The following is a 24,302-nucleotide window of genomic DNA, read 5'->3' on the forward strand; positions in this document are numbered from 1 at the left end:
TGATTTACTTCTTGCGAAAATCCGGGTTTTTGGTTTGTAGCTTGCGCACCCTGTATCATGGATTGCGATACGAACAACCAAGGACCGATTCGTTGGCTAGCTCCTCCTCTCCCGCGGCCGCTTCCGGCGCCAATGTCGCCGAGTTCACCGTCTCCGAGCTCTCCAATGCCGTGAAACGCGCGCTGGAGGACGGCTTCGGGCATGTGCGGCTGCGCGGCGAGGTCTCGGGCTATCGCGGGCCACACGCCTCCGGGCACTGCTATTTCTCGCTCAAGGACGACAAAGCGAAGATTGACGCCGTGATCTGGCGCGGCAACTGGAGCCGCCTCAAGATCAAGCCCGAGGAAGGCATGGAGGTCATTGCGACCGGCAAAGTGTCCTCCTTCCCCGGCTCGTCGAAGTATCAGATCGTCATCGAGAGTCTCGAGCCCGCCGGTCTCGGTGCGCTCATGGCGCAGCTCGAGGAACGGAAGCGCCGCTTCGCGGCCGAAGGCCTGTTCACGGACGAGCGCAAGCGTCCGCTGCCGTTCCTCCCGCGCGTGGTCGGCATCGTGACCAGTCCGACCGGCGCTGTGATCCGCGACATGCTGCACGGCTTCCGCGAGCGCTTTCCGACGCGCGTCATCGTATGGCCTGTGCGCGTGCAGGGCGACGGCAGTGCGGTGGAGGTGGCAGCCGCCGTACGCGGTTTCAATGCGCTTCAACCCGATGGCGTCATCCCACGCCCGGACGTTCTCATCGTGGCGCGTGGCGGCGGCAGTCTCGAGGATCTCTGGGGGTTCAATGACGAGATCGTCGTCCGCGCGGTGGCAGAGAGCGCCATTCCGGTGATTTCCGCTGTCGGACACGAGACCGACTGGACGCTGATCGACCTTGTCGCCGACGCGCGTGCACCGACACCGACGAAAGCCGCCGAATGGGCCGTGCCGAAACACGCGGATCTTCTCGAGCAGAGCGGCAAGCTCGGGCTCAGGCTTACGGTTGCCATTCGTCGCGTGCTCGATGCGCTGCGGCGTGACCTCAAGTCGGCAGAGCGCGGCTTGCCGCGCGCCGAGGATCTCGCCGCGCTGCCGCGTCAGCGGCTCGACCATGCGGCGCACCGGCTCGACGGCGCGTTGCGCGCACGCGTTCAGCGCTGCCATACGCGCTTCTTCCAAGTGGCCGGTCGGCTTCCGAGCCCGCGCTCACTCGTCGTGCAGCATCGGCAGCGGATCGACGCGACGGGCGTGCGTCTCGGCCGCGCTCTCTCTGCCAACACGCAAGCGCATCACACGCGCCATGTCCGCATCGCCTCGCGTCTGCACCATCGGCTTCTCGAAGTTCGGATCTCCCGCGCGGCCGACAGGCTCGACGGTCTCGGACGGCGCGCGCGCGAGTGTCTCGGCAAAACCGCCTCCGTGCGGCGCGCGCGGCTCGAGCGGGCCTCGGGGCGGCTGCAGCCGGCGCCGATCCGCCATCGCGTCGAACGCTGCGGCGAGCGGCTCGACGCGCTGAGCCGGCGCATGCAGCGCGCCTTCGCAAGTGGCCTCGCGGAGCGGCGTCAGGCCCTTGGCGGGCAGGCCAAGCTGCTCTCATCGCTCGGCTATCACAGCGTGCTGGCGCGCGGTTTCGCGCTGGTGCGCGATGGCACGGGTGCGACGATCCGCTCCGCGCACGCCGTGGCGTCCGGGCAGGTGCTGGAGATCGAGTTCGCGGACGGGCGCGTACAAGCTGAAGCGAAAGGCGAGGCTTCGGCCGGCCGTGCAAGCCGGGGCGGGCCGCCCCCTTCCGGCAAGGCTGCGACATCGGTGCCGAAAAAGCCCGCCAAGGGCCAGGGCACGCTATTCTGATAACGATTTCGGACCGGCACGCCTTGACGCCGCCTCGCCGATTGGCGATGTCATCAGGGCGTCGCTTTCAGTGACCGCATTTTTCCGAGGCAAAGGCTCATGAACCGCTTCGACAGGCTGTTCGGCATTCGGGGCGAAGCCCAGGTGCGCTATCTCGACGGCGAGTTCCAGGTCATCTCGCCGGGCGAATTCGTGCGCTGTGCCGTGACCGGACAGAAGATCGATCTGGCAGACCTCCGCTATTGGAGCGTCGAGCTGCAGGAAGCCTACGCCTCCGCCGACATCTCGCTTGGCCGCTATCTCGAGGCCGTGCGCAAGCAGGATCGCTCCGCCGGCTGACGCCGCATGGCGCAAGGGCCACGCGGGAGAACTGGAGTTTCCTGCGCCCACAACACACCCGTTCTCGGCCACATTTTGGCTCAGAATCAGCGGCTTGGTCACCGCTTCATCAGCAATAGACCGAGCGCCGAATGAGACTTGCGACGCATCGCGCCTTTGTGCTTGCCACGCTCGCAGCTGTGGCCACCGGATCTCTCCTCTTCTCGGATCCGGCACCAGCGAAAACTCCAGGCAAGACCTACTGCTACAATAGCGTCTGCCACCGCGTGAAGACGCTCCCCGAGATGGAGCAACTCGTCGGCCACCAGGAGGTGGTCGTCGCCTCGTACTACGACGACTGCCGCGTCGATAAATACAATCCATGCACGGCGCTTTCGTCCGGCGAGGAGCACCGTCCTGACCTTCCCGACAACGCAGCGAGCCCGGTCTACCCCAACGGGACCATCCTCGTGCTCGTCAATCCGGATACGGAGGCGCAGGTGCTGGTGCGCGTCAACAACTCAGGTCCCTACCGCAAGGGTCGCATGCTCGACGTCTCGCGGGCTGCCGCCGAGCAACTGGGCTTCCTCAAGAAAGGCGTTGCGCGGCTCAAGCTGACCGTCATCAGTGGTCCGCTGAGCTAGCTTCTTCTTCCTCCACATTAAGGAACGAGCACGAGAGCTCCGGTGAGGTCGCCGCGCCGCAGGCGGTCGAGTGCGGTGTTGGCTTTGGCCAACGGCAGTGCTTCCGTGTGCGTCTTGACGGGCACGCGCGGCGCCAACGCCAGGAAGTCGATGGCGTCCTGGCGTGTCAGGTTGGCGACCGAGCGCACGATGCGCTCACCCCAGAGAAGATCGTACGGCATGGTCGGAATGTCGCTCATGTGGATGCCGCCGAGCACCACCGTGCCGCCCTTGCGCACGGCCGCGAGCGCCAACGGGACCAGCGGACCGACGGGTGCAAAGATGATGGCGGCATCGAGCAGTTTCGGTGGCGCTTCCTCGGAGCCGCCGGCCCAGACGCAGCCGAGCGCGCGCGCAAACTCTTGCGCCGGCCCGTCGCCGATGCGTGTGAACGCGAAGACCTCGATGCCTTGATGCCGCGCGACCTGCGCCACGATATGCGCCGCGGCGCCGAAACCGTAGATGCCGAGCGTCCTGCACGGCTCCGTCATTTTGAGCGAGCGGTAGCCGATCAGGCCAGCGCAAAGCAGCGGGGCCGCTTCCACGTCGCCGGGCCCCTCGGGGATCGGAAAGCAGTAGGCGGCGTCCGCGACAGCGTATTCCGCGTAACCGCCGTCGATCTGGTATCCCGTGAAGCCCGGCGCGTCGCACAGGTTTTCGTGACCTTCACGACAGAATGAGCATACGCCGCACGTGTGTCCGAGCCATGGGATGCCGACGCGGTCGCCGATGGCGACGTGCGCCACGCCAGGCCCGAGTTTGTCGACACGTCCCACGATCTCGTGTCCGGGGATGATCGGGTGCTTGGGATGCTTGAGATCGCCGTCGGCGACATGAAGATCGGTACGGCAAACGCCGCAGGCCGCCACCTTCACGCGGATCTGTCCTCGGGAAGGCTCGGGCAGCGGCACCTCGACCATGCGCAGCGGCGTGCCTGGCGTATCGAGCAGCATGGCCTTCATGGTTGAGGACGTCATTTCTTACGACATCTCGTTGCGGGCTTTGGCGGAGCGTGCGCTCAGGAACCGGTCTCGATTGCCTGCATTGCGCACTATGGCCGCGGGTTGGGCTTTGATCCAGATCTGCTAGAAATTGGATCGCCGGGATCGCATTGGAGAACACTGATGACGTTCACGCTGACCTCGACGGCCTTCACGGACGGCGGAACCATTCCGCGCAAATATACATGCGAAGGCAACGACATCTCGCCACCTTTGGTGTGGCGCGGCGTGCCGGATGGCACGCAAAGCCTGGTGTTGATCGTCGACGATCCCGACGCGCCCGATCCCGCCAAGCCGCAGCGCGTCTGGGTGCACTGGGTGCTTTACAATCTGCCGCCGGATGCAACGGGACTTGCCGAAGATGTCGGTAATGAAGCGCTGCCGGCTGGAACCGAGGACGGCCTCAACGACTGGGACCGCACCGGCTATGGCGGACCGTGTCCCCCGATCGGTCGGCATCGCTACTTCCACAAGCTCTACGCCCTCGATACGCGCCTCAAGGGGTTATCGTCACCGCGCAAGGCTGCCGTGGAAAGCGCTATGCGGGGCCATATCCTGGCGCAGGCAACGCTTATGGGCACCTATATCAAGAGCCAGTAGGCCACGCAGAGCAGAGACGGCGTGCGAGCCGTCGCGCGCCGTCTGCCTCCCTCATGAGGCGACCGGTTTATCCCTCGGCCGTGCTCGCAACTTTCCCGTAACCATGGGAAACATTGTGTGATCCGCTACTTTGGCTCGCGGCGGAAAAGAGGGTGAATTCGCGGCCCCAAACCGCCGTTGGTGAACCGCTCGTTGCCGGGATTGACAGCATTCGATTGAAAGAATTTTACATCCAGCAACGGATTGACTTCTACGGTCCCCCGCTTGCGTGCAGTGCAATGCAAGGGGGAATTTCATATGTCGGATGGTCTCGGCTCGCATGGCATGGCCCTGGTGCGCTGGATTGGTCTTGCCATGGTGCTGCCGGCACTGGCCGCCGTAGTGTTGCTCGGTAAGGATACGCTCATGGTGGTCGAGCGTATCAACGAGAGCACCCTCAAACGCGACAAAATGGCGGTCGATCGCGGATTTAAGATGCTCGGCGAGCTGCATGCCTCCGAGGTCGTCGGGCTGGCCATGCGCAGCCCCGTGTTTTTGAAGCGCGAGGAGAACCAGCGGGCAGGCTGGACCGGCGATCAGGTCGGGCAGGCTTCGGCCGCGCCCGAGGTCGAGCAGGAGCTGATCATCCTCAATCCCGCCGGACAGGTGGTTTTCGCAAGCGCGAACAACAAACCGCTGCCCCTGGACCGGGCGGCGCAGCTGCTCGCGGCTGCTGCGCGGCCGATGGAACGGGCGCGCGCCCTTTTTCGATCGATGGTCGGGCGCGATTTCGGCGAGCACGTCTCGGGCACGATGACCGATGGTCTCTATGTTAACGACGTGATTACCATCGATGGCCATCCCGCGATGGTCACGGTGACGCCGTTGGCCGATCAGGCGCAGCAAACTGCCGGTGTTGGCCCGATGCTTCTGCTGGGGGTGCAGCTCTTGACGCCACAGCTCCTGAATCGGCTGGCCACGCTGTCGCACGTGGACGGGTTGCGGGAGATCTCCAAGGACGACATCGCCAACAGCGACCAGCACGCGCATCCGATCCGCGACGCGTCGGGTCACACCGTGACCCATGTCACGTGGGAGCCCTCGCATCCGGGATACGCGATCCTTCGCGCGGCGTTGCCCGCAATCGCGTTCTCGCTCGGGTTTATCGCGGTGATGACGCTGCTCGCGGCAGTGACCATGCGCCGGCTGACCCGACGGCTCGCAGAAAGCGAGCAGGCCGCAATCTATGCCTCACATCACGACGCGGCGACGGGACTGGCAAACCGCGGATGGTTCATGCGCGTGTTCGCCGACGTGCTCGAGGACGACACCAACGCCACCTACGCGGTGCTGCTGATAGACTGCGACTACTTCAAGTCCGTCAACGACACGCTCGGCCATGCGGCGGGGGACGCGGTGCTTGCGGCCGTCGCCGAGCGTCTGCGCGGCTTGGGGGAAAAGGTCACGATCACGGCGCGGCTCGGCGGGGATGAATTCGCTGTCGTCACGGCGCCGTTGGCCGATCGCGAAGCGGCAGAAGCGCAGGTTCGTGACATCGAGGCCGCTCTGACGAGTTCGGTCACCTTCGAGAGCTATCTGATCATGGTCAGTGTCAGCATCGGTGCCGCCGTGTTCGAAAGCCCGTCGAGCCTGTCGATCGACGACTGGCTGGCGCGAGCGGATACCGCGCTTTATCGTGCGAAACGCGAGGGTCGCGGCTGCGCCCGCTTCTACGAAGCGGAAGCAGAGCTTATGGAGTTTCCGCTACTCGCTGCGTCATCGGCGCGCACGCGCATGACAAGCCGCTCGAACGCGGCCTGAGACGTTCAGCGGTCGATGCGGCTGATCTTCGAACCTTCCAGGGTCAGATTGTACATCAATCCCTTCTGGTCGAGGATGAAGCCAATGACGGGCTTCGTGATCTGATTGGTGTCGACGGAGCCGCCGACGCCAACCGTGACCAGAGCCACCGACCCGTCGACGCCGACCTTCCAGCCTTGCTTGCGCTGGAAGCTCCGAAGCGCGCCTTCGGTCATGAAGAGGATGATAACGGTGCGCGCCTGCACGCCAAGCTGGAAGCCAATCGAGGCGGAGACCGTGTTGTAATAGCCTTCCGTGTAGCCGCCACGGCGCAGAGCGCCTTCGCCGTATTCACCGCCGAAGCCCATGCCTGCTTTGACTACTGAGGGGAACACCAGCACTCCGGCCGCATCGCGCACCAGTTCGCGCGCCCCTCCGACCGTGCGATAGAAGTGAGACAGTGCCGCGTTGACGTCGGCGTCGATCTCATAAGCGGAGGCTGCGGTCGCGTCGCGCACGGGCGCCAGAACGAGCGCGAGCGCAAGTATCGCGTTGAGCCAGATCGATTTCAGCGGCATTGGAATCCCCCAGTACTCTGCCGGTACGACTCACCGGCCCAGGTATTGTGGCGCAAAAACCTGGAATGATTGTGGCGCGGCGGCCTCAGCGTGACATTTCGGACCAGGTGCGCGACATGTTCAGCAGAATATGCAGGCGTCGCACATGGTTCTGGCTTCGGCAATATGCGCGTCCAGAATTCGCGTGTATTCGGCGAGCTTCGGTTTCTGGGTGTCGCAGAGCGTCTTTTTCTTTTCGGGCTCGCTGAAGGCCGTCTCCCACGCCTTGACGTACTCCGCCTTCTTGGAGCGGAACACCGACGCAACCTTGCGTAGCGACTTCACTTCGACGCATGGACTGACGGCGGCCCAGGTGCGCCGCTGCAGGTTCAGTTTGCGACCACAGAACTCAAGCAGGGCATCGACGGTCGCGTATTCGTCCACGCGCTGCCAAAGCTTTGTTCGCTCCGCCTTGCTGATGCTTTCGAGGCCAAGCTTGACGGGAACGAGTGAGGTGCGCGGCGCGTCGGCAGCGCCCGCCAATCCGACGGCGGCCACCACAGCAAGCATGGCAAGCCATGGGCTTTGCCGCCTAGCTTCAACCACCTTCATGCGCGACATGCTGGCCCCCGAACGCAGATTTCGCTTCTTGGCCGCGAGTCTAAAGCTGCGGATGGCACGTCGGCAAGCCTCCTCAAGGCCGCTCCTGCTGCCGCTCACTTATTCTATTGCAATGATTTCGGTTTCACCGGAGCCCGCGCGCACCGTATCGCCGACCGCTTTGCCGAGAAGCGCGCGTGCCATCGGCGAGACGTAAGACAAAGTTCCCTTTGCGGGATCGGCCTCGTCCTCGCCCACGATGCGATAGGTCCGGCGCCTACCGTCCTCCCGCTCGAACGTGACGCGCGATCCGAAACGGATCTCGTCGGCGTCGTTCGGAGCGGGAACCAGCTCGGCCGAGGCACGCCGCGCCGTCCAGTAGCGCAAGTCGCGCGCTGCAACGTTGAGGGCCGCGCGATCACCCGCTGACTGTGCGTCGGCATAAGCGCGCGACAGACGCGCGACCTCGGCTTCGATCGCAGCGAGCCCGCTCTCGGTCACGAGGTTGCGGTGCGGCGAGACGAGACGCTCGGGAAGCTCATCGAAGGCCTCTAGGCCGTCCGGTTCTTTGACGAATGCTCTGCTCATGGCGCTAAATATAGCGATAAGTCCGCGAAAAATCACGTGGGAGCACACGCATGCGCCAAGCGCAGAAGGAAATCACGGTCGCGACCTCCGGGCAGGGCCTCTACGAGATCAGCGATGCCGTGCGCGCTTTCGCCGAGAGCTCAGGCATCGAAACAGGGCTGCTTACAGCGTATTGCCGGCACACGTCCGCGTCTCTTGTCATCCAAGAGAACGCAGATCCTGACGTGCAACGCGACCTCGTCGCGTTCTTCAAACGCCTCGTTCCAGATGGCGATCCGCTGTTCGTGCACACCATCGAAGGGCCAGACGACATGCCTGCGCATGTGAAGAGTGCACTCACTCAAACGTCGATTGCGATACCGATCATGCGATCAGTGCTTGCACTTGGGACGTGGCAAGGTCTTTATCTCTTTGAGCACCGGCGTAGTCCGCATGCGCGCAAGATCGTGTTGCATGTTGTGGGAAGCTAACTCACACTCTCCGGGCTCTCACTAAAGCAGTCGACGTTCGACAGGAGATCCAGATGGCGAAGAACAAAGAGGCGGGTGACGATCGCCGCGTTGGTGCGGTGAAGAAGCGCTCGCAGATCAGGAACGAGCTAACTGGAACCTGGACGAAGCGCGACGACAAGACCGGCAAGTTCCTTGACGTGAAAGCTGACAACAAACCGTTCAAGGGCGTTAGAAAGAAAGGAGTAAAGACCGTGGCAGCAGCAGCAAAAAAGACCGCAGTCAAGAAGGCGAAGAAGCCCGCCGCAAAGAAGACCACCGCTCGCAAGGCGCTGGCGAAGAAGCCAGCCAAGAAGGGCGCGAAGCGCGTAGTCAAGAAGGTGGCCGTGCGTAAGAAGGCCGCCAAGAAGCGCTAGGCGTTAACTCTCAAACGCCAGCTCCCGGGGGAGGCGGGCCATCTCTACGCGATGCTCTTTGTCGCGTGAGGGATGACCCGCCTCCCCTTTGAGTCGGGGCCCGCAACCTGCTAAGCAGGCCCCAATTTCAACGCCTGGGAGCTATTTTCATGAGCGACGCCGAAAGCAATGCCCGTATCGAGACGGCCAAGCTGATCCGCAGCTACTACGACGCCTTCAACGCCGGCGACAGCGAAGCCATGCTCGCCCACCTCACCGACGACGTTATCCACGACGTCAACCAGGGTGAGCGCCGCGTCGGTAAGGACAAGTTCCGGGCCTTCAATGCCCGCATGACGCACCACTATAAGGAGACGCTGACGGAGATCGTCGTCCTGGTCTCCAAGGACGGCACGCGTGCCGCAGCTGAATTCAACGTCAACGGTTCCTATCTCAATACCGACAGCGATCTGCCCCCGGCCAAAGGCCAGACCTATGTACTGCCCGCCGGCACCTTCTTCGCCATCCGCGACGGCAAGATCGCTCGCGTGACCACCTACTACAATCTGACGGACTGGATCGCGCAGGTCGCCTAAGGGCCTGCCGAGCGGACGAAGAAGGAGACGCGATGAGCATCGAAGTTCGCGCGCTGACGGGCGACGACATCAAGACCGTGCTGCCCGATCTCGCGCGGCTCCGCATCGCCGTGTTCCGGGACTGGCCCTATCTCTACGACGGTACTCTCGAGTACGAGGAAGAGTACCTCGCCAAGTTCGCCCAGGCGAAGGGCGCCGTCTGCGTGATCGCGCGCGACGGCGCCCTCGTCGTCGGAGCGTCTACCGCGGCGCCCATGGTCGAGCATGCGGACGAGTTCGGCGAGCCGTTCCGCAAGGCTGGCTATGATATCGAGAAGATCTTCTACTGCGGAGAAAGCGTTCTCTTGAAAAGCCACCGCGGGCACGGGCTCGGGCATCAGTTCTTCGAGCTGCGTGAAGCCCAGGCCTACAAGCTCGGAGGCTTTACGCATTCGACGTTCTGCCGCGTCGTGCGGCCCGACGATCATCCGCTGAAGCCTGCAGACTATATTCCGCTGGACCGCTTCTGGACCAAGCGCGGCTACGCCCCGGTCGAGGGCCTCACCGCGACCTACGACTGGAAGGACGTCGACCGGCCGGACGAGACCACGCACATCATGCAGTTCTGGATGAAAGCGCTCTGATGACCGCTCCTCGCCTGTTCAAGGTTGCATCTGCGCAGTACCCGATCGGACAGCCCGCCTCTCTCGCCGAGTGGGAGGCGAAGATTGCGTCGTGGGTCTCTGAGGGTGCCGCGACCGGTGCCGATCTGCTCGTGTTTCCCGAGTACGGCGCCATCGAGCAGGCGGCGTTCCTGGGCCCGGACGTCTACAACGATCTCACCACGACGCTCGAGCGCGTCGCTGCGCTCACCGATGAGCGCGTTGCCTTCCACGCCGCGCTCGCCAAAAAGCACGGCGTGCACATTCTCGTCGGCTCCGGCCCTGCAAAGCTTCCGGATGGTCGCTTCGTCAATGCGGCCCAGCTCGTGACGCCCGCAGGCCGCATCGGCGTGCAGGAAAAGCTGATCATGACGCCCTTCGAGCACAATTGGGGTATCACGGCCGGCAGCCCGCTGCGCGTGTTCGATACGGCGCTCGGCAAGCTCTCGGTGCTCATCTGCTACGACAGCGAGTTTCCGCTGCTCGCGCGCGCGGCCGTGGAAGCCGGCGCCGAAGCCATTCTCGTTCCGTCCTGCACGGAGCGCGTCTCGGGCTATTATCGTGTGCGCACCGGCTCGCAGGCGCGCGCGCTCGAGAACACGATCGTCACCGTGCAAAGCCCGACCGTGGGAGATGCGCCATGGTCACCGGCCGTCGATCTCAACGTGGGCGCGGCCGGCATCTATGTGCCGCCCGAGCACGGCGTGAGCGACACCGGCGTGCTGGCCGAAGGGACGCTCAATGCCCATCAGTGGGTGTTTGCAGCTGCCGATCTCGCGGCGCTGCGACGTCTGCGAACGGGTGGAGAGATGCGCAACTTCGGTGATTGGCCCTCGCAGCCCGGCGCGGAACCGCTCAAGCATACGGTCGAAGTCGTCTCGCTCCTCTGAGCGCTACGCGTCTTTGTTGCTGCGCGCTTTCCACTGCTCGACGACTGCTTCCCAGAACGCCGCCAAAGCCACCAGTGCCGCCACCAGCAGCACGGCGATGACCATCTGAACAACGCCGAAGTTGGGTGCATCCTCGGCGACGAACCACGCGGCGATAACGGCGGCGACGATCAGGAGGGGGCGTATAAGCCAAGACAGAACGGGCATCGGATCCACCGGACATTGCGAGCCAACTGGCAGCCACCATAGGGTGGCTTGGCAAACCATCCGTTGACGCGGATCAACGGCATCGATTCATCGGCAGGCACGACTCTGAAAACCGGCGTGCGGCCGGCAGCAAGCCCAGGATGAAGACTTGTTCGATGCGCAGGCGGCGCTGGTCATCGGTGAGATCGTCCCCAAACAAGACGACCTCGAACTCCAAAGCAACCACGACGGCGAAAAGCATCAAGAGGGAGGAGCGTCGCGTCGAGCGCGCTCGTCCATGGGTGCCGACTGACCGCCACGGCCAGCGAACCCATCGTATTCATTGCGACCTCCGCCACCGATGCCGTGCGGAGATACTGGCCAAAAAGAACAGAATTGCTTTACGGCGGGCGATCGCGCGGCATCTCCGAAGGGTGCCGGACGGGCTCCGGGAGGCTCCCGCCCGGTCTGCTTCGAAGAACGGCTACTTCAGCTTCCAGGTCACGGTGACTCGGGCTTCGAGCGTCTCCGTTCCGGCCTCGACCGGGACAGCCTCCGCCTTGGCCGCGCGCATCGCCATCGGGCGCGGGCCGCCGTAGCCCGTCTCCTCGGCGATGGTCACCACCTCGTCGACCTCGCTTCCCGCGGCGGCGGCCAGCAATTCGGCGCGGCGGCGCGCGTTGGCGACAGCGTCCTTGCGCGCCTCGTCCTTCAACGTCTCCTGCTTGCTCACCTCGAAGGCGAGCCCGTACACCTGATTGGCGCCGAGGCTGACGAGCTTGTCGAGCAGGCCGCCGAGCGATTTCAGATCGCGCACCAGAACCGCGACCTGGTTCGAAACGCGATAGCCGCTGATGGAGGGCGCGGTGCCGTCGCGCGGATTGGTGTAGCGCGGCTCGACGTTGAAATTGCTGGTTTGGATATCCTTGGCGTCGACGCCGGTCTCCTTGAGACCGCCGACGACCTTCTGCATCAGCTCGGTATTTGCGGCGAGAGCCGCTTCGGCCGTATCGGCCTCGGCCGTAACGCCGGCCGACACGCGGGCCTGATCGGGTTCGGCATAGGCATAGCCTGAAGCTGAGACAGTGATCAGACGGTCCATCGGCTTATCCTCGGCGCGCGGCGGGGTGGTCAGAAGAAGAAGCAGAGACGCGGCGGCCAGGAAGGTCGTGGGTCTCAGCACAGTCGTCGGTCGCATAGTTTCCTCCAGGTTGGCGCCTCCCCATAGGTGAGCTTCGGGGAAGAAAAATGACTGAGCCGGCGCTCGGGCCGGATTGGCGCATCTGGCTGGAACGGGCCGCGAAGTCTGTTATAGAGGTCCGCTCCGGCTTAACCCGGAGGGCCTGTAGCTCAATGGTTAGAGCTGGCGGCTCATAACCGCCTGGTTCCAGGTTCGAGTCCTGGCAGGCCCACCAATAGTTTCAACTTGTTGCGTTTACCGGCCATCTGCACGGCTCGGGCCGCCCGCGACCCCATTTACCATTCCTTCTCTTGCGAGCGACCGGCAGCGGCTTGATAAAGGCTGCCGTTTGGTAAAGGCGCGGAAGCATCGAGTTCTGATCGAATGAAAGCCATCATGTTTCAGGGCACCGGCTCGGACGTCGGGAAGTCGCTGCTGGTGGCGGGGCTTGCGCGGGCCTTCACCAATCGCGGACTTCGCGTGCGCCCGTTCAAACCGCAGAACATGTCCAACAACGCGGCCGTGACGGCCGACGGAGGCGAGATCGGCCGAGCGCAGGCGCTGCAGGCTCGGGCGGCACGCGTACAGCCGTCCGTGCATATGAACCCCGTGCTCCTGAAGCCGCAGAGCGAGATCGGTGCGCAGGTCGTCGTGCAGGGACGCGTCGTCGGCAACGCGCCTGCACGCACGTATCGCACCATGAAAGCGCAGCTGATGGAGTCCGTGCTCGAGAGCTTCCGCTTGATCGGCCGCGACGCCGACATCGTGCTCGTCGAAGGCGCGGGCTCGGCGGCCGAGATCAATCTTCGAGACAGCGATATCGCCAACATGGGCTTTGCGCGCACTGCCGGCGTTCCGGTCGTGATCGTGAGCGACATCGAGCGCGGCGGCGTCATCGCCAGTCTCGTCGGCACGCGTCAGGTGATCGCCGCAAAGGACGCGCAGCAGGTCGTCGGCTTCATCGTCAACAAATTCCGCGGTGATCCGGCGCTGTTCGCAGACGGCATGACGCTGCTCGAGAAACGCACCGGATGGGCGTCGCTCGGTCTCGTCCCCTACTTCGCCCGCGCCCAAAGCCTTCCTGCTGAGGATAGCCAGTCGCTGGATCTTTCACGGCAATCAGAAGATCGCGAGCGTCCGCTTGTCGTCGTGCTCGCCTATCCCCGCATCTCCAACTTCGATGACTTCGACCCGCTGCGAATCGAGCCCGGGATCGAACTCCTGTTCCTGAAGCCTGGCCAGCCGATCCCTGGGACAGCTCGGCTCGTCGTGCTGCCCGGCTCGAAGGCCACGATTGCCGATCTTGCGGCGCTGCGGGCGACGGGCTGGGATATCGACCTCGCGGCGCATGTGCGGCGCGGCGGGCATGTGCTCGGCATCTGCGGCGGCTATCAGATGCTCGGGCGCTCGATCTCCGATTCAGACGGCATCGAGGGGCCACCGGGCGCGGTACCTGGGCTCGGCTTGCTTGATGTCGAGACTGTCCTCACCGGCGACAAGGTTCTGGTCGAGACCGAAGCGACATCACTGGCAGGCCTGCCGATCGCCGGCTACGAGATGCACGTTGGCAGAACCACGGGGCCGGGATGCGGCAACGCCATGATCCGTTTTCCGGATGGGCGCCCGGATGGTGCCGTGGCCAACAACGGCCGCATCTCTGGCTGCTATCTGCACGGACTGTTCGCCAGCGACGCATATCGCGCCGCGTTTCTCGCACAGCTCGAGGCGCAGGCATCTGCGCTGCGTTACGAAGCCGAGGTGGATGCGGTGCTGGACGCTCTCGCCGGTCATCTCGAAGCACACGTAGACTGCGATCGCATCCTGGCACTCGCGCGCGAGAGTGCGTCGCCCTAAGGGCTCGTGACCAACCGCTCGCGTAACATCAGCGCGTAAAGGAACAAGCAGCACGCGATCATCAGCTCCTCTACTTCGCTATGGCGCATCAACAGCAGCCAGTTGTCGGGGTTCGTGACCAGCGAGCTCGTCTGGCGGATCATCCTCGTGACCACCACCAACACGGCGGCGAACACGAGCCGCCGGTCGGGCCACAGCACGTCTGGCACAAAGCTCTGGGTCAAGCGCACAGGAAACCGCCAGCCGAGCGGCACCAGAATGCACGCGATGACCAGCCAAAGCTCGATGATTGCGCGCGGCAGTCGGTTGAACAGCAGCGGCCACATGTTGTGCAGGTTACTTTCCTGCTCGCGATTGTTCTCGAGGAAGTAATCCGAAGGCGTGCGGTCGAAGTAGTACTGTCCCCAGTTCAGATCCTCGCCGGCAAAGAAGATCATCGCGGCGACGAAGAGCGCGAGCCACACCTTCAGCTTCCAGTCCAACGGCTGCGCAGGGCGCGCAAGCGCAAAGGCAACAATCAAGGCGGCAGCGACGGTCAGCGCACCCGTCACCGTCTCCTGAATGCTGGTGTTGGAATCGAGGACGATCTGCTTCACCGCGCCGCCGGCATAGCCTGCCGCCAGAGCGGCTGTGAGAAGAGCGGCAGGCAGTCCGATGTGCAGCAGCCAAAAAGCGGGCGAACGATCTTGCCGCTCCCCTATCTCGGAACCGATATGAGACATGTCCCATCCGTTGCGTGGGTTGGTGCGCTGTCGCGCTTAACCCTTGAATAGGTATTCAGAGGCGCTGGAAAAAGCGCTGCGTGACAGATTTACGACGGGTATGGCGCGAAAGACGCGCCTCGCGTTACGCCTTGCGCCGCAATGACGGGGGAGCGTTGCGCGCAATGGCGGTCACGGCCTGGATCCGCGCCGGTTTGCCGCGTGTCGGGGGGGCCTCGAAGGTCACACCCATTTCCTCGCCGCGGCGCCACGCGACGGCGCACGGCGCCTCAAGTCCGTCGACCTCGATCAGAAGATCGAAGCGGGACGGAACCGCTTGCCCCTTCGGAACGCGCAGCCGCGCTCCTGTCTCGGAGATATCCCGGACCATGCAAGACAAAGTCGACGAGCGGTTGTTGAAGGCGATCGTCGCACCCTTCAACACCCTCTTCCGGAGGGCCCGGCGCTTTTCCTGCTCGCTCATGGCATCACCGACACACAAACTGGCGCGCGGTCGCTGCACAGCCCGCGGGCAACGCATAAGTATGAAGCCATTGGCCTGAAAATATCGTTGACAAGCGCTACCACCAGCGCGGCGCATCGAGCTGTGGATCACCCGAAATCCGTCCTCCGGCGAGGGGCCGAACGCGGATACCTTGTTGTTGTTGCCATCGGAGTCGAAGCCCCCTGCAGCGGAGGTCACCGATGCTCGATACGCGTTCCGTCAGCGATACCGTGCTCCGGTGTGACGCCCTGTTGGACCGCGTCGCGGCGACGCCGATCGGACCCAACGCGCACGGCCTTCGGGTCATGCTCGCCGAATGCGATGCCATCGAGCGGGCCCTGGTCGAGCCGGCTGCGGTGTGCAGGCTCCGCGATGTGCGGCACTGGCTTCGGCTGGCCTACGACCGCAGCTTGCATGGTTACCCGCCAGAGCGGCTCCGGGAGAGCCTGCTCGGCGCGCTCGCGGCCCTCGGCAAGATGTCGCGGGCCTGAGCGCGTCCGTCTGCTCGCGCGGGGGAGCGGAATCGGCTTCACTGCCATCGGTCGACATTGAGAATATCTGACATCGGATGGGTTTAAGTCCCTCGGGCGGGGAACGCTTCGTAGGCTCCCCGTTACCATTGTCACGTCGCTTTCGTGACACTCCGTCTCAGCCAACCTACAGTCCTGCTTGCAGGAACTAATTTATTCCACTACGCGTTCGTGCTAACCGAGGGGTCCTTCGGTAGTCTGCCCGCCTCACAACACCGAGACATTCCGTTGACAGCCCAAGTCCAGCGAGAGCCCGCGCCTACCGCGGATGAGACAGATGCGGTCGTGCGCACCGTTTGGTATTCAGCTGCGGACAACAGGCGCGATGCCTTCGCCTTACGCTACCGGGGCTACGCCCACGCCGGGCTGATCGAAGCCTCGCCGTTTGGCATTTACACCGATTCCTACGACGATCTGCCGACGACTATTGTCGCCGGTCTCTTTCGGCGCGGCGCTTGTATCGCGACGTTGAGGCTGAGCTTCTACACGCCTGGAGTACAGGGGCCCACCCTCCCCTGCGAGAACGTTTATCCGGAGATTCCAGCTATTAAGGCCGGCGCCGAAGGGCTCGTCGTCGAGCTCTCGCGCCTTGCGATCGATCCCGATATCACCAACACGCGCTACCGCGCTCGGCTCTATGCCGCAGCAATCCGTGCCGGTGTGACGGCCTGCCTCGCGCTCGACGCCAAGCGCCTCGTGGTTGCCACTCAAACCAAGTGGCGGAGCGTGTACGAGCACATCTTCGATTTCAAAGCGATCGGCGAACCCCAGTTTTATCCGCCGGGCGACGTGCCGGTCGTGCTGCTGTCGCGTCCTCTCGATGAGGGGCTCAAGGGCCGGATCGCGCGCAACCTCTTCTTCAAGGTCGATCCAACTGAGCTAGAGGACCTTCGCGGCCGCCTGCCCGCGCTCGTCCAGTTGGAGCGATCGGCCGCCTAGGCGCTCCCAGGCGTAGCCACCCGAGTTGCATCAGCCTGCACTTATACCTCTGGCCGTTCCGCCCGGAACAGCGGCACGGTGCGCGATCGGTCATCCTCCTCTCCATCACCCCTGGCGTCGTGCCCAGATTGATGGAGAGAGCCATGACCCCGATCCGCACCATCCTCGCAGCCACCGCAGCCTTGTGTGCCACCGCCGTTGCCACCGAGGCCGGCGCCGTCAGCCTCTCGGTCAAGATGGCCTGCGCCTCCGACTACTACGCCCACTGCAGCCAGCACGACCCCGACAGCCCCGGCGTGCGCAAGTGCATGCGCGCTGTCGGCAAGAACCTCTCCTCGCGTTGCATCAACGCCCTCGTCGCCGCCGGCGAGGTTCCGAAATCTGCCATCGAGAAGAAGCTCGCCGCCCGCTGACGGGCAACATCTCGAGAGTTTCCAAGCCCGGCCCACGCACGGGCAAACCCAAGCCGGGGCGCCTCTCCACGCCCCGGCTTTTTTCTGCCATGTGCTTGGAGAAAAACGTCAGCCGGCTGAGCCGCTCTCGTCGCCCGAAGAGCACATGGCCGCTTGTTGTGTGGGGCGGCGCGTTGCCGTGCGCCGGGACGTGGACGGGCTCGTCTGCCACTCGTCCTGATCGTCGTTGTCGGCCTCGACCACCGAGATCTGCTCGCCAGGATAGACGCCCTTGAGCTGATCGACATCGTCGATGGCAACGGCCCAGACGTTGCACTTACTGGTGAAGCGGATCTCGCCGCGCTTGGCGATCGGCGTGGCGCCGAAGCCGATGGCGATGGCGTCTCCATCAGGCCAGAACGCGATCTCGCCCTTGCTCACGACGACGCGGGCGTCGGGCTCCAGATCCTGTGAGACGGGGGTGCGAAAGTAGACTTCCCTGCCCCAGGTTTGAACCGAGGCGGAAATCGGCAAGGCTTCCCAGATACGGTCAGCAGTGGGCGTCGCCAGCAACCGAGCGCGGATGGCCACGTCTCCCGATCTGATGAGTATGCGCCGCACCAGAGCCTCCCGCGCTTCTTTTTTGGACGGCGTCCATCACGGCCGCAACTGGTGCGCTTGTACGCTTATTCGCATTCGCAGCATCCTAGGATGCAATGGGTCGCCGTAGGTACCTTCTCATCTGAAGCCACAACCTTCAAGAGGGTTCCGCCGTCGGGCGGCTTTGCCTTGAATTTGTGGACGTTTGTCTGTGCGGCGGGGGTGCAGGGTTAATCAGCGCGGCGCGGAAGTCCTTCCGGCCGCGTTCCAAAGGCGCCGAAAACCGAGCGGTTCGGCGCCGATGCTCTGGCGATTTAGACCGGGGACGGGCCGAAGATGACGACAGCGTTGAGGCCGCCGAACGCGAACGAGTTCGACATCGCATAGTTGACCTTGTGGTCGCGGCCCACGTTCGGCACGTAGTCGAGGTCGCACTCAGGATCCACTTCGTCGAGGCCGATGGTCGGCGGGATCCAGCTCTCCTGCATGGCCTTAATCGTGGCCACGGCTTCGATGCCGCCGCCGGCGCCGAGCGGATGGCCGGTCATGGATTTCGTCGATGAGACAGCGAGCTTGGAGGCGGCGTTCTTGAACACCTCCTTGATGGCCTTCGTCTCGTTGATGTCATTGTCCTTGGTCGCCGTGCCGTGCGCGTTAACGTAGTCGATCTCGGACGGATCGATGCCGGCCTCGTTGAGCGCCATCTGCATGGCGTAAGCCGGACCTTCGACGGTCGGCTTGACCATGTCCTGGCTGTCAGAGGCCATACCATAGCCGACGAGCTCGGCCAGGATGGTGGCGCCGCGGCGCTTGGCGTGCTCGAGCTCCTCGAGCACGAGGACGCCGGCTCCCTCGCTGAGCACGGTGCCGTTACGCTTCTTGGCGAACGGGAAGCAGCCCTGCGGGGATAGCACGTGCAGCGCCTGCCAAGCCTTCATGGTGCCGTAGTTGATGACCGCCTCGGAAGCGCCGGCGATGGCGACATCGACGAGGTCGTTCTGAATGTAGTCGCGCGCGATGCCGAGGGCGTGCGTCGCTGTCGAGCAGGCTGAGCAGGTCGCAAACGTCGGGCCCTTGATGCCGTACTCGATGCCGACGTGCGCCGAGGCGGACGAACCGATGATGCGCAAGAGCGTCAGCGGATTGGTGGCGCGCTTGTTGTTGATGAAGAGATCGCGGTAGGCGTTCTCGAAAGTGGTGAGACCTCCCGCGCCGGACCCGATGATGCAGGCCGAGCGATACGGATTCTCAAGCGGGAACTGGATGCCCGACTGAGTCACCGCCTGCTCGGCGGCGGCAGCGGCGAACCAGGAATAGCGGTCCGCATGCATGATGATCTTGTCGCGTTTGTAGTTCTTGAGCTGGACCTTGGGATCAAAGTCCTTGATCTGCGCGGCGATGAGGATCTTGAGGTCCTCGAGCGGGAACCCACCGAGCTCGGAAACGCCCGACTTTCCTGCGCGCATGTTGGTCCAGAAGTCGGTCACGTTGAGACCGATCGGCGTCACCACGCCGAGCCCCGTGACGACCACGCGACGTGTGCCGTTTCCGTTTTTCATCGCTTCAAACAGTCCTTAGGTCTGCGCCAAGAAGATCTGCGCTAGGGGGCCGAGACAATCGTTCGGCAAAACCAAGCCGGCCGATGTCTCCCGCGGCGCGGGTGATCACCGGCATTACGGGGCTCAGAGGCCCATAGATCATTCGCAGATCTCGGGCCGTGCAGGTTACGCCTTAGCGGCGGCGGGTCCTGCAGCCATCAAGCTCTTAACCTTGTCGACGACCGATCCCACGGTCTTGAAGTCGCCGACGTCCTCGTTGGCATTGTAAGGAATCTCGATACCAAAGGTATCTTCGATGTCGAACACAATCATCGCAAGATCAAGCGACTCGATCTTGAGATCCGTCAGAGCGGTCGAGAGATTGATGTCGTCCCGCGGCTCCTTCATATGCTTCTTGAGAATGTCGATGATTTTGGTTGCGACTTCGTCCATCTCGCTCTCCAAACCCTGCCCAGGCGACTTGCAGGGACCCCGCCACGTCAACTTAAGTAATCGGCACTTAAGTAGTGCAGGACTGCAATGATCACAAGCTCGGGCGTCACATATCCTTAAACCAGCCTGAAGTCCAGACGAGGGCCCCCCAGGCCGCCTGCGGCTCTCAGGCACAAGCACATCCTGCCAGACCCCGGCCGCTCGCGAAGTTCCGTGGGACACACACGCCTTTTACTCCGTTCGACTAGGGCATGGACTAGGCGGAGGAGCCAAAAAAGTGTTGAATGAGCAAAGAGGCGCTCGGCCTCAAATAGAAACTAAAGAAAAATGCTTGCCAGGAGGATAGCAAAAGCCTCGGCAGCCCCGCGCGGCACTGGGACGCGGGGTCCAGGGCCACCCTCCGACGCAGCGCGGGAGGTCACTTGATGGCGGAATCCGGGTTGGCTCATGCGGACAGTTCAGCGCATGCCTGGATTAAGAGCTATCCCGAAGGCGTGGACTGGAACGCGCCCGTTTCCGCCGAGCCGCTGTTTCGCCTGATCGAGACCGCCGCAGCGGGGTCTCCGGACAGCGCCTGCACCACTTTTCTCGGACGTACGCTCACCTACGGCGAAATCGGGGCGCTCGTCGATCGAGCTGCGGCCGGTCTGCAACAAATCGGAGTTGTAAAGGGCACCAGGGTCGGCCTTTTTCTTCCAAACACTCCGGCCTACGTCATCTATTACTTCGCCGTCCTCAAAGCGGGCGGCGTCATCGTCAATTACAATCCCCTCTATTCCGTCGAAGAGCTGACCTTCCAGGTCAAAGACAGCGAGACCGAGCTGATGATCACGCTCGATCTCAAGGTACTGTTCGACAAAGTGGAACGGTTGATCTCCGACAAGGTGCTAAAGGGCGCCGTCATCTGTTCCTTCCCGACTCTTTTACCGGCCGCCAAGGCGGTTCTGTTCAAACTCTTCAAGAGCAAGGAGCTCGCAAAGCCGCGCGCATCTCCGGTGCGGGATCGCCTGCGCTTCGAGAACGAGATCCTGATGGATCCGGCCGCGTTCGAGCCTGTCGCCATCGACCCAAACACGGACATCGCCGTCTTGCAGTACACGGGCGGTACGACGGGCACGCCCAAGGGCGCAATGCTTACTCACACCAACGTCGCCGTTAACGTCCAGCAGATCGTGGCCTGGGCTCCAGGGCTCGTGCAAGGCCAGGAGAAGGTGCTGGCGGCGCTTCCCTTCTTCCACGTGTTCGCGATGACGGTGGTGCTCAACCTCGGCGTCAAGATCGGGGCCGAGATGATCCTGATGCCGCGCTTCGTGCTTCAGGAAGCGCTCGACCTCATCGCCAAGCACCGGCCGACGTTGATGCCGGGCGTGCCGACGCTATTCAACGCCATCCTCAACCACCCCAAGATCGGCTCGTACGATCTTACGAGCCTCAAGTACTGCATCTCCGGCGGCGCGGGCCTTCCCTCCGAGGTGCGCGATGCGTTCCAAGCCGCTACCGGCTGCGCTCTGGTCGAAGGTTACGGGCTCTCGGAAGCATCGCCCGTCGTGACGTGCAATCCGCTCGAAGGGATCGTCAAGCGTGGCTCGATCGGCCTGCCGCTGCCCGGGACTGTCGTGTCGCTGCGCGATCTCTCGGATCCGTCGCGGGAGGTGCCGCGCGGCGAGAGGGGCGAGATCTGCGTCGCCGGCCCACAGGTCATGGTCGGCTACTGGAACCGGCCGGCGGAGACAGCGGCGCAGTTCACGGGCGAGTTTCTGCGCACGGGCGACGTGGGCGTCATGGACGACGACGGCTTCTTCTATGTCGTCGACCGCATCAAGGACCTCATCATCTGCTCCGGCTACAACGTCTATCCGCGGCGTATCGAGGAGGCACTTTACGAGCACCCGGCCGTCGAGGAAGCCGTGGTGATCGGCATCGCGGACAAATATCGCGGGGAAGCTCCGAAAGCGTTCGTGAAGCTTAAAGCCGGGCAGACAGCGACGAAGGCCGACCTGATGGCGCACCTTACGATCAAGCTGTCGAAGCTCGAGCTGCCAGCCGACATCGCGTTCCGCGATACGCTACCCAAGACCATGATCGGCAAGCTCTCGAAGAAGGAGCTCAAGGCCGAGGAGCTCGGGAAGGCACGCGGCGGCTAGCTTTCGCCAGGAACGATGGAGCCTGTGCCGCGCGGGCGCACGGGACCACCTTCCACGCCGGGAGGGGGACCACCCGGCGGCGGGCCAGGCGAACGAGCACCCGGCGGCGGACCGCCGGGGCCTCCAGGCGGCGGCCCACCGGGGGGCGGACCGCCGAAGCCCGCGGGCTCGGGACCGGCGGCGCGATCAACGCCGATGACGAGTGTCGCCACGTAAGCGTCCGCTTCCTCGCGAATGTTGACGAACGTGATGTGATCGCCGTCGGCACCGGCGATCCAATCGGTGCTGTTCAGCGTGTCACGCTTCTCGGTGCGCGTGTTGTACGGCGCGATGCGCGTGAAGATGTACTCGGACAACGCGTCGGGGAAATACATCTGCCCCGTCAGCATCGCCTTCTCGTCGAGCAGCACCTTGAAATGGATGTGCGTGGTGCGGCCACGGTACCAGCCGGGATAGATGGTCTTGAACGTCACCTCTCCGGCGGCGTTCGTGGTCTGCGTGCCGCGCAGGAACTTCTCGCCCTTGGTCGAGATGCTGCGCGAGTCACCCTGCCCGTCATAGCCCGAGTACTCGCCGACAGCGTCGCAATGCCAGACGTCCACGCGGGCGCCGGAGATGGGCTGGCAGGTGGCACCGTCGGTCACCTGCAGGGCGAGCCGCAGCGGCACGCCAGCGCGGCCTTCGGTGATGTCCTCCCGAACCAGATCGGGATCGAAATAGAACGGCCCTTCGACCATGCGCGGCGTCATGCGGCAGACGTTGGCCGCAACCGACTCGACCTGTGGGGCAGCGGCCGAGGTCGATCTGTCGCCAGTTAAAAAGGCGGCCGAACCCGCTAGGCCGGCCAGCGCGCCTCTCCGCGATATTCCCGTATCGTTCATCATGGGCCCCTCGGTTGAAATCTGATCCCTATCAGAGCTGGCGCTCCGCTGGATGAGCGGCGTAACGAACGAGCACCGGCCGATCCGGCGCGCCGAGGTGACGCACCTTTGGCGCACCTCGCCGAGGGCATAGATCAGGCAGCGGCGCGCGCCTCGGCCCGGGTGGCGCTCTCGAGGATGGCAGCGACGCCCATGCCGCCCGCCGTGCAGATCGAGATCAGGCCGCGCCCGCCGTTATCGGCGAGCAGTTTCGACAGGTTGGCCAGCACACGGGCTCCCGTTGCCGCGAACGGGTGGCCGAAGGCGAGCGAGGAGCCCTTCACGTTGAGCTTGGCGCGGTCGATCGAGCCGAGCGGTTCGTCCTTGCCGAGATGGCTCTTGCAGTAGGCCGGGTCCTCCCAGGCCTTCAGCGTGGCCAGAACCTGTGCCGCGAACGCCTCATGGATCTCGTAGAAGTCGAAATCCTGCAGCGTGAGGTGCGCGCGGTCGAGAATCTTCGAGACGGCGATCGTCGGGGCCATGAGCAGGCCCTCGCCGGCTACAAAATTGTTGGCCGAGGTCTGCGTGTAGGAAAGATACGACTGGATCGCGAGGCCGCGCTTTGCAGCCCACTCCTCGCTCGCAAGCAGCACGCAGGCTGCGCCATCCGTCATCGGCGTCGAGTTGGCGGCGGTCAGCGTGCCCTTGTCGGTCTTGTCGAAGGCCGTCTTGAGAGTGGCGAGCTTGTCGAGGCTGATGTCCTCGCGCAGGTTGTTGTCGCGGAAGACGCCAGCGGTCGGCACGATCAGGTCGTCCATGTAGCCCGAGCGGTAGGCCTCGGCGCCTTTCCGGTGGCTCTCGAAGGCGAAGCGATCCTGCTCCTGGCGCGCAATCTTCCATTCACGCGCCATCAGCTCGCAGTGCTGGCCCATGGTGAGCCCCGTGCGCGGCTCGGCCACATCGGGCGGCTGCGGCGCGAGCTCACGCGGGCTCAGGCCCTTGAACACGCGTAGTTTGTCGAGCGCCGTCTTCTGCTGCTGAAGTTGAATCAATCGGCTCGAAAACTTTTTCGAAAACACGATGGGCGCGTCGGAGGTGGTGTCGGAGCCAGCGGCGATGCCGCATTCGATCTCGCCGGTTGCGATCTTGGCGCCGATGCCGGCGGCCGCCTGGAGGCTCGTACCGCACGCCTGTTGCATCGTGATGCCGGGCGTCGACGGCGCGAGCTTGGTGCCGAGCACTGCTTCGCGCGCGAGGTTCCAGTCCTTCGAGTGCGTGACCACCGCGCCGCCGACGACCTCGTCGATGTGCGCGCCCTTCAAGTGGTACTTCTCGACGAGGCCGTTCAACGCCGCCGTCATCAGGTCGAGGTTCGAGAGATCGGCGTACAAGGTGTTGGAGCGGCAGAATGGCGTGCGCACGCCGCCTACGATGCCGACCCGCCGCAGTGTCTCAGCCATTGAACTCCTCCGGTTCGCTCCTGCACAGGCATCC

29 protein-coding genes and 1 tRNA gene are annotated in these 24,302 nt (G+C 63.9%); 17 read left to right on the top strand and 13 right to left on the bottom strand.

The window, feature by feature from the left end; translation table 11 throughout:
• Positions 1–92 precede the first annotated feature (92 nt).
• The 3 genes from xseA (at position 93) to CS1GBM3_RS04095 (ending at position 2,791) form a co-directional block, all read left to right on the top strand.
• Positions 93–1,829, top strand: coding sequence for an exodeoxyribonuclease VII large subunit (gene xseA, locus CS1GBM3_RS04085; protein ID WP_072391762.1), 1,737 nt, complete (start codon positions 93–95; stop codon positions 1,827–1,829).
• Positions 1,830–1,928: 99 nt separating this feature from the next.
• Positions 1,929–2,168, top strand: a complete 240-nt coding sequence (locus CS1GBM3_RS04090; RefSeq protein WP_072391765.1) for a DUF2093 domain-containing protein — start codon at positions 1,929–1,931, stop codon at positions 2,166–2,168.
• Positions 2,169–2,299: 131 nt separating this feature from the next.
• On the top strand, positions 2,300–2,791 hold the full coding sequence (locus CS1GBM3_RS04095; protein ID WP_072391768.1) for a septal ring lytic transglycosylase RlpA family protein: 492 nt from the start codon (positions 2,300–2,302) through the stop codon (positions 2,789–2,791).
• A 17-nt stretch (positions 2,792–2,808) separates the two neighbouring features.
• Here the strand turns inward: CS1GBM3_RS04095 and CS1GBM3_RS04100 are convergent, their stop codons facing one another.
• Entirely contained in the window at positions 2,809–3,792 is a 984-nt protein-coding gene (locus CS1GBM3_RS04100) for a zinc-dependent alcohol dehydrogenase family protein (protein ID WP_072391771.1), read from the bottom strand.
• 162 nt (positions 3,793–3,954) lie between these two features.
• Here CS1GBM3_RS04100 and CS1GBM3_RS04105 point away from each other — a divergent pair, with 162 nt between their 5' ends.
• Both CS1GBM3_RS04105 and CS1GBM3_RS04110 read left to right on the top strand, forming a co-directional pair.
• A complete protein-coding gene (locus CS1GBM3_RS04105; RefSeq protein WP_072391774.1) occupies positions 3,955–4,431 on the top strand; it encodes a YbhB/YbcL family Raf kinase inhibitor-like protein in 477 nt (158 codons plus the stop codon).
• 297 nt (positions 4,432–4,728) lie between these two features.
• Complete coding sequence (locus CS1GBM3_RS04110; protein WP_072391777.1) at positions 4,729–6,231, top strand: GGDEF domain-containing protein; 1,503 nt, start codon at positions 4,729–4,731, stop codon at positions 6,229–6,231.
• Between the two features lie 5 nt (positions 6,232–6,236).
• Here CS1GBM3_RS04110 and CS1GBM3_RS04115 read toward each other — a convergent pair whose 3' ends face one another.
• The 3 genes from CS1GBM3_RS04115 to greA form a co-directional block, all read right to left on the bottom strand.
• Positions 6,237–6,788, bottom strand: coding sequence for a BPSL1445 family SYLF domain-containing lipoprotein (locus CS1GBM3_RS04115; RefSeq protein WP_072391780.1), 552 nt, complete (start codon positions 6,786–6,788; stop codon positions 6,237–6,239).
• A gap of 120 nt (positions 6,789–6,908) precedes the next feature.
• Positions 6,909–7,388, bottom strand: coding sequence for a hypothetical protein (locus tag CS1GBM3_RS04120; RefSeq protein WP_139247784.1), 480 nt, complete (start codon positions 7,386–7,388; stop codon positions 6,909–6,911).
• Between the two features lie 99 nt (positions 7,389–7,487).
• Positions 7,488–7,955, bottom strand: coding sequence for a transcription elongation factor GreA (gene greA, locus CS1GBM3_RS04125; protein WP_072391786.1), 468 nt, complete (start codon positions 7,953–7,955; stop codon positions 7,488–7,490).
• 50 nt (positions 7,956–8,005) lie between these two features.
• Here greA and CS1GBM3_RS04130 point away from each other — a divergent pair, with 50 nt between their 5' ends.
• From CS1GBM3_RS04130 to CS1GBM3_RS04150, 5 genes are all read left to right on the top strand, one after another.
• Positions 8,006–8,425, top strand: a complete 420-nt coding sequence (locus CS1GBM3_RS04130) for a secondary thiamine-phosphate synthase enzyme YjbQ (protein ID WP_072391789.1) — start codon at positions 8,006–8,008, stop codon at positions 8,423–8,425.
• Between the two features lie 53 nt (positions 8,426–8,478).
• The gene (locus CS1GBM3_RS04135) at positions 8,479–8,820 is read left to right on the top strand and encodes a hypothetical protein (protein WP_072391792.1); all 342 of its coding nucleotides are present in this window, start codon (positions 8,479–8,481) and stop codon (positions 8,818–8,820) included.
• 149 nt (positions 8,821–8,969) lie between these two features.
• Entirely contained in the window at positions 8,970–9,395 is a 426-nt protein-coding gene (locus tag CS1GBM3_RS04140) for a ketosteroid isomerase-related protein (protein ID WP_072391796.1), read from the top strand.
• A gap of 32 nt (positions 9,396–9,427) precedes the next feature.
• Entirely contained in the window at positions 9,428–10,018 is a 591-nt protein-coding gene (locus CS1GBM3_RS04145; RefSeq protein WP_072391799.1) for a GNAT family N-acetyltransferase, read from the top strand.
• Entirely contained in the window at positions 10,018–10,926 is a 909-nt protein-coding gene (locus tag CS1GBM3_RS04150; protein WP_072391802.1) for a carbon-nitrogen hydrolase family protein, read from the top strand. The genes CS1GBM3_RS04145 and CS1GBM3_RS04150 overlap by 1 nt, the downstream gene beginning before the upstream one ends.
• Positions 10,927–10,929: 3 nt before the next feature.
• On the opposite strand, the gene CS1GBM3_RS04155 is transcribed toward CS1GBM3_RS04150, so the two are convergent.
• On the bottom strand, positions 10,930–11,133 hold the full coding sequence (locus tag CS1GBM3_RS04155; protein WP_072393639.1) for a hypothetical protein: 204 nt from the start codon (positions 11,131–11,133) through the stop codon (positions 10,930–10,932).
• Between the two features lie 148 nt (positions 11,134–11,281).
• On the opposite strand from CS1GBM3_RS04155, the gene CS1GBM3_RS19730 reads away from it, so the two are divergent.
• Positions 11,282–11,425 (top strand): hypothetical protein, encoded by a 144-nt coding sequence (locus CS1GBM3_RS19730; RefSeq protein WP_171946420.1) that lies wholly within the window; start codon positions 11,282–11,284, stop codon positions 11,423–11,425.
• A 171-nt stretch (positions 11,426–11,596) separates the two neighbouring features.
• On the opposite strand, the gene CS1GBM3_RS04160 is transcribed toward CS1GBM3_RS19730, so the two are convergent.
• Positions 11,597–12,310 (bottom strand): SIMPL domain-containing protein, encoded by a 714-nt coding sequence (locus CS1GBM3_RS04160; protein WP_072391805.1) that lies wholly within the window; start codon positions 12,308–12,310, stop codon positions 11,597–11,599.
• Between the two features lie 141 nt (positions 12,311–12,451).
• Here CS1GBM3_RS04160 and CS1GBM3_RS04165 point away from each other — a divergent pair.
• Together CS1GBM3_RS04165 and CS1GBM3_RS04170 are read left to right on the top strand one after the other, a co-directional pair.
• Positions 12,452–12,527 (top strand) — tRNA-Ile (locus CS1GBM3_RS04165).
• Between the two features lie 149 nt (positions 12,528–12,676).
• Positions 12,677–14,146: a cobyric acid synthase gene (locus CS1GBM3_RS04170; RefSeq protein ID WP_072391808.1), complete on the top strand. Its 1,470-nt coding sequence runs from the start codon at positions 12,677–12,679 to the stop codon at positions 14,144–14,146.
• On the opposite strand, the gene CS1GBM3_RS04175 is transcribed toward CS1GBM3_RS04170, so the two are convergent.
• Together CS1GBM3_RS04175 and CS1GBM3_RS19735 are read right to left on the bottom strand one after the other, a co-directional pair.
• Positions 14,143–14,868, bottom strand: a complete 726-nt coding sequence (locus CS1GBM3_RS04175) for a hypothetical protein (protein ID WP_072391810.1) — start codon at positions 14,866–14,868, stop codon at positions 14,143–14,145. The genes CS1GBM3_RS04170 and CS1GBM3_RS04175 overlap by 4 nt on opposite strands.
• Positions 14,869–14,992: 124 nt before the next feature.
• Positions 14,993–15,448: a PilZ domain-containing protein gene (locus tag CS1GBM3_RS19735; protein ID WP_348533603.1), complete on the bottom strand. Its 456-nt coding sequence runs from the start codon at positions 15,446–15,448 to the stop codon at positions 14,993–14,995.
• A gap of 104 nt (positions 15,449–15,552) precedes the next feature.
• On the opposite strand from CS1GBM3_RS19735, the gene CS1GBM3_RS04185 reads away from it, so the two are divergent.
• The 3 genes from CS1GBM3_RS04185 to CS1GBM3_RS04195 all read left to right on the top strand — a co-directional run bounded on the left by CS1GBM3_RS04185 (position 15,553) and on the right by CS1GBM3_RS04195 (position 17,234).
• A complete protein-coding gene (locus CS1GBM3_RS04185) occupies positions 15,553–15,843 on the top strand; it encodes a hypothetical protein (RefSeq protein ID WP_072391816.1) in 291 nt (96 codons plus the stop codon).
• A 267-nt stretch (positions 15,844–16,110) separates the two neighbouring features.
• Entirely contained in the window at positions 16,111–16,821 is a 711-nt protein-coding gene (locus CS1GBM3_RS04190) for an N-acyl amino acid synthase FeeM domain-containing protein (protein ID WP_139247785.1), read from the top strand.
• A 143-nt stretch (positions 16,822–16,964) separates the two neighbouring features.
• On the top strand, positions 16,965–17,234 hold the full coding sequence (locus tag CS1GBM3_RS04195) for a hypothetical protein (RefSeq protein WP_083566926.1): 270 nt from the start codon (positions 16,965–16,967) through the stop codon (positions 17,232–17,234).
• A gap of 108 nt (positions 17,235–17,342) precedes the next feature.
• Here CS1GBM3_RS04195 and CS1GBM3_RS04200 read toward each other — a convergent pair whose 3' ends face one another.
• The 3 genes from CS1GBM3_RS04200 to CS1GBM3_RS04210 all read right to left on the bottom strand — a co-directional run bounded on the left by CS1GBM3_RS04200 (position 17,343) and on the right by CS1GBM3_RS04210 (position 19,804).
• Complete coding sequence (locus tag CS1GBM3_RS04200) at positions 17,343–17,834, bottom strand: cyclophilin-like family protein (protein ID WP_244534548.1); 492 nt, start codon at positions 17,832–17,834, stop codon at positions 17,343–17,345.
• 293 nt (positions 17,835–18,127) lie between these two features.
• Complete coding sequence (locus CS1GBM3_RS04205; protein WP_072391822.1) at positions 18,128–19,372, bottom strand: beta-ketoacyl-[acyl-carrier-protein] synthase family protein; 1,245 nt, start codon at positions 19,370–19,372, stop codon at positions 18,128–18,130.
• Between the two features lie 165 nt (positions 19,373–19,537).
• Complete coding sequence (locus CS1GBM3_RS04210; RefSeq protein ID WP_072391825.1) at positions 19,538–19,804, bottom strand: acyl carrier protein; 267 nt, start codon at positions 19,802–19,804, stop codon at positions 19,538–19,540.
• Between the two features lie 425 nt (positions 19,805–20,229).
• On the opposite strand from CS1GBM3_RS04210, the gene CS1GBM3_RS04215 reads away from it, so the two are divergent.
• Entirely contained in the window at positions 20,230–21,948 is a 1,719-nt protein-coding gene (locus tag CS1GBM3_RS04215) for a long-chain-fatty-acid--CoA ligase (protein ID WP_072391828.1), read from the top strand.
• Here CS1GBM3_RS04215 and CS1GBM3_RS04220 read toward each other — a convergent pair.
• Together CS1GBM3_RS04220 and CS1GBM3_RS04225 are read right to left on the bottom strand one after the other, a co-directional pair.
• Positions 21,945–22,832, bottom strand: a complete 888-nt coding sequence (locus tag CS1GBM3_RS04220) for an intradiol ring-cleavage dioxygenase (RefSeq protein WP_244534549.1) — start codon at positions 22,830–22,832, stop codon at positions 21,945–21,947. The two genes, CS1GBM3_RS04215 and CS1GBM3_RS04220, sit on opposite strands and share 4 nt — an antisense overlap.
• Positions 22,833–22,963: 131 nt before the next feature.
• Positions 22,964–24,268 (bottom strand): acetyl-CoA C-acetyltransferase, encoded by a 1,305-nt coding sequence (locus CS1GBM3_RS04225; protein WP_072391831.1) that lies wholly within the window; start codon positions 24,266–24,268, stop codon positions 22,964–22,966.
• Positions 24,269–24,302: the final 34 nt, after the last annotated feature.

This window comes from Hyphomicrobium sp. CS1GBMeth3, from assembly GCF_900117455.1.
Classification (GTDB): Bacteria; Pseudomonadota; Alphaproteobacteria; order Rhizobiales; family Hyphomicrobiaceae; genus Hyphomicrobium_C.

Bases quoted from the DNA above. Each gene is read 5' to 3' on its own strand.
- CS1GBM3_RS04090 (WP_072391765.1), top strand. From the start codon at position 1,929: ATGAACCGCTTCGACAGGCTGTTCGGCATTCGGGGCGAAGCCCAGGTG.
- CS1GBM3_RS04095 (WP_072391768.1), top strand. From the start codon at position 2,300: ATGAGACTTGCGACGCATCGCGCCTTTGTGCTTGCCACGCTCGCAGCT.
- CS1GBM3_RS04100 (WP_072391771.1), bottom strand. From the start codon at position 3,792: ATGAAGGCCATGCTGCTCGATACGCCAGGCACGCCGCTGCGCATGGTC.
- CS1GBM3_RS04105 (WP_072391774.1), top strand. From the start codon at position 3,955: ATGACGTTCACGCTGACCTCGACGGCCTTCACGGACGGCGGAACCATT.
- CS1GBM3_RS04110 (WP_072391777.1), top strand. From the start codon at position 4,729: ATGTCGGATGGTCTCGGCTCGCATGGCATGGCCCTGGTGCGCTGGATT.
- CS1GBM3_RS04115 (WP_072391780.1), bottom strand. From the start codon at position 6,788: ATGCCGCTGAAATCGATCTGGCTCAACGCGATACTTGCGCTCGCGCTC.
- CS1GBM3_RS04120 (WP_139247784.1), bottom strand. From the start codon at position 7,388: ATGTCGCGCATGAAGGTGGTTGAAGCTAGGCGGCAAAGCCCATGGCTT.
- greA (WP_072391786.1), bottom strand. From the start codon at position 7,955: ATGAGCAGAGCATTCGTCAAAGAACCGGACGGCCTAGAGGCCTTCGAT.
- CS1GBM3_RS04130 (WP_072391789.1), top strand. From the start codon at position 8,006: ATGCGCCAAGCGCAGAAGGAAATCACGGTCGCGACCTCCGGGCAGGGC.
- CS1GBM3_RS04135 (WP_072391792.1), top strand. From the start codon at position 8,479: ATGGCGAAGAACAAAGAGGCGGGTGACGATCGCCGCGTTGGTGCGGTG.
- CS1GBM3_RS04140 (WP_072391796.1), top strand. From the start codon at position 8,970: ATGAGCGACGCCGAAAGCAATGCCCGTATCGAGACGGCCAAGCTGATC.
- CS1GBM3_RS04145 (WP_072391799.1), top strand. From the start codon at position 9,428: ATGAGCATCGAAGTTCGCGCGCTGACGGGCGACGACATCAAGACCGTG.
- CS1GBM3_RS04150 (WP_072391802.1), top strand. From the start codon at position 10,018: ATGACCGCTCCTCGCCTGTTCAAGGTTGCATCTGCGCAGTACCCGATC.
- CS1GBM3_RS04155 (WP_072393639.1), bottom strand. From the start codon at position 11,133: ATGCCCGTTCTGTCTTGGCTTATACGCCCCCTCCTGATCGTCGCCGCC.
- CS1GBM3_RS04160 (WP_072391805.1), bottom strand. From the start codon at position 12,310: ATGCGACCGACGACTGTGCTGAGACCCACGACCTTCCTGGCCGCCGCG.
- CS1GBM3_RS04170 (WP_072391808.1), top strand. From the start codon at position 12,677: ATGAAAGCCATCATGTTTCAGGGCACCGGCTCGGACGTCGGGAAGTCG.
- CS1GBM3_RS04175 (WP_072391810.1), bottom strand. From the start codon at position 14,868: ATGTCTCATATCGGTTCCGAGATAGGGGAGCGGCAAGATCGTTCGCCC.
- CS1GBM3_RS19735 (WP_348533603.1), bottom strand. From the start codon at position 15,448: ATGCGCCGCGCTGGTGGTAGCGCTTGTCAACGATATTTTCAGGCCAAT.
- CS1GBM3_RS04185 (WP_072391816.1), top strand. From the start codon at position 15,553: ATGCTCGATACGCGTTCCGTCAGCGATACCGTGCTCCGGTGTGACGCC.
- CS1GBM3_RS04195 (WP_083566926.1), top strand. From the start codon at position 16,965: ATGACCCCGATCCGCACCATCCTCGCAGCCACCGCAGCCTTGTGTGCC.
- CS1GBM3_RS04205 (WP_072391822.1), bottom strand. From the start codon at position 19,372: ATGAAAAACGGAAACGGCACACGTCGCGTGGTCGTCACGGGGCTCGGC.
- CS1GBM3_RS04210 (WP_072391825.1), bottom strand. From the start codon at position 19,804: ATGGACGAAGTCGCAACCAAAATCATCGACATTCTCAAGAAGCATATG.
- CS1GBM3_RS04215 (WP_072391828.1), top strand. From the start codon at position 20,230: ATGGCGGAATCCGGGTTGGCTCATGCGGACAGTTCAGCGCATGCCTGG.
- CS1GBM3_RS04220 (WP_244534549.1), bottom strand. From the start codon at position 22,832: ATGATGAACGATACGGGAATATCGCGGAGAGGCGCGCTGGCCGGCCTA.
- CS1GBM3_RS04225 (WP_072391831.1), bottom strand. From the start codon at position 24,268: ATGGCTGAGACACTGCGGCGGGTCGGCATCGTAGGCGGCGTGCGCACG.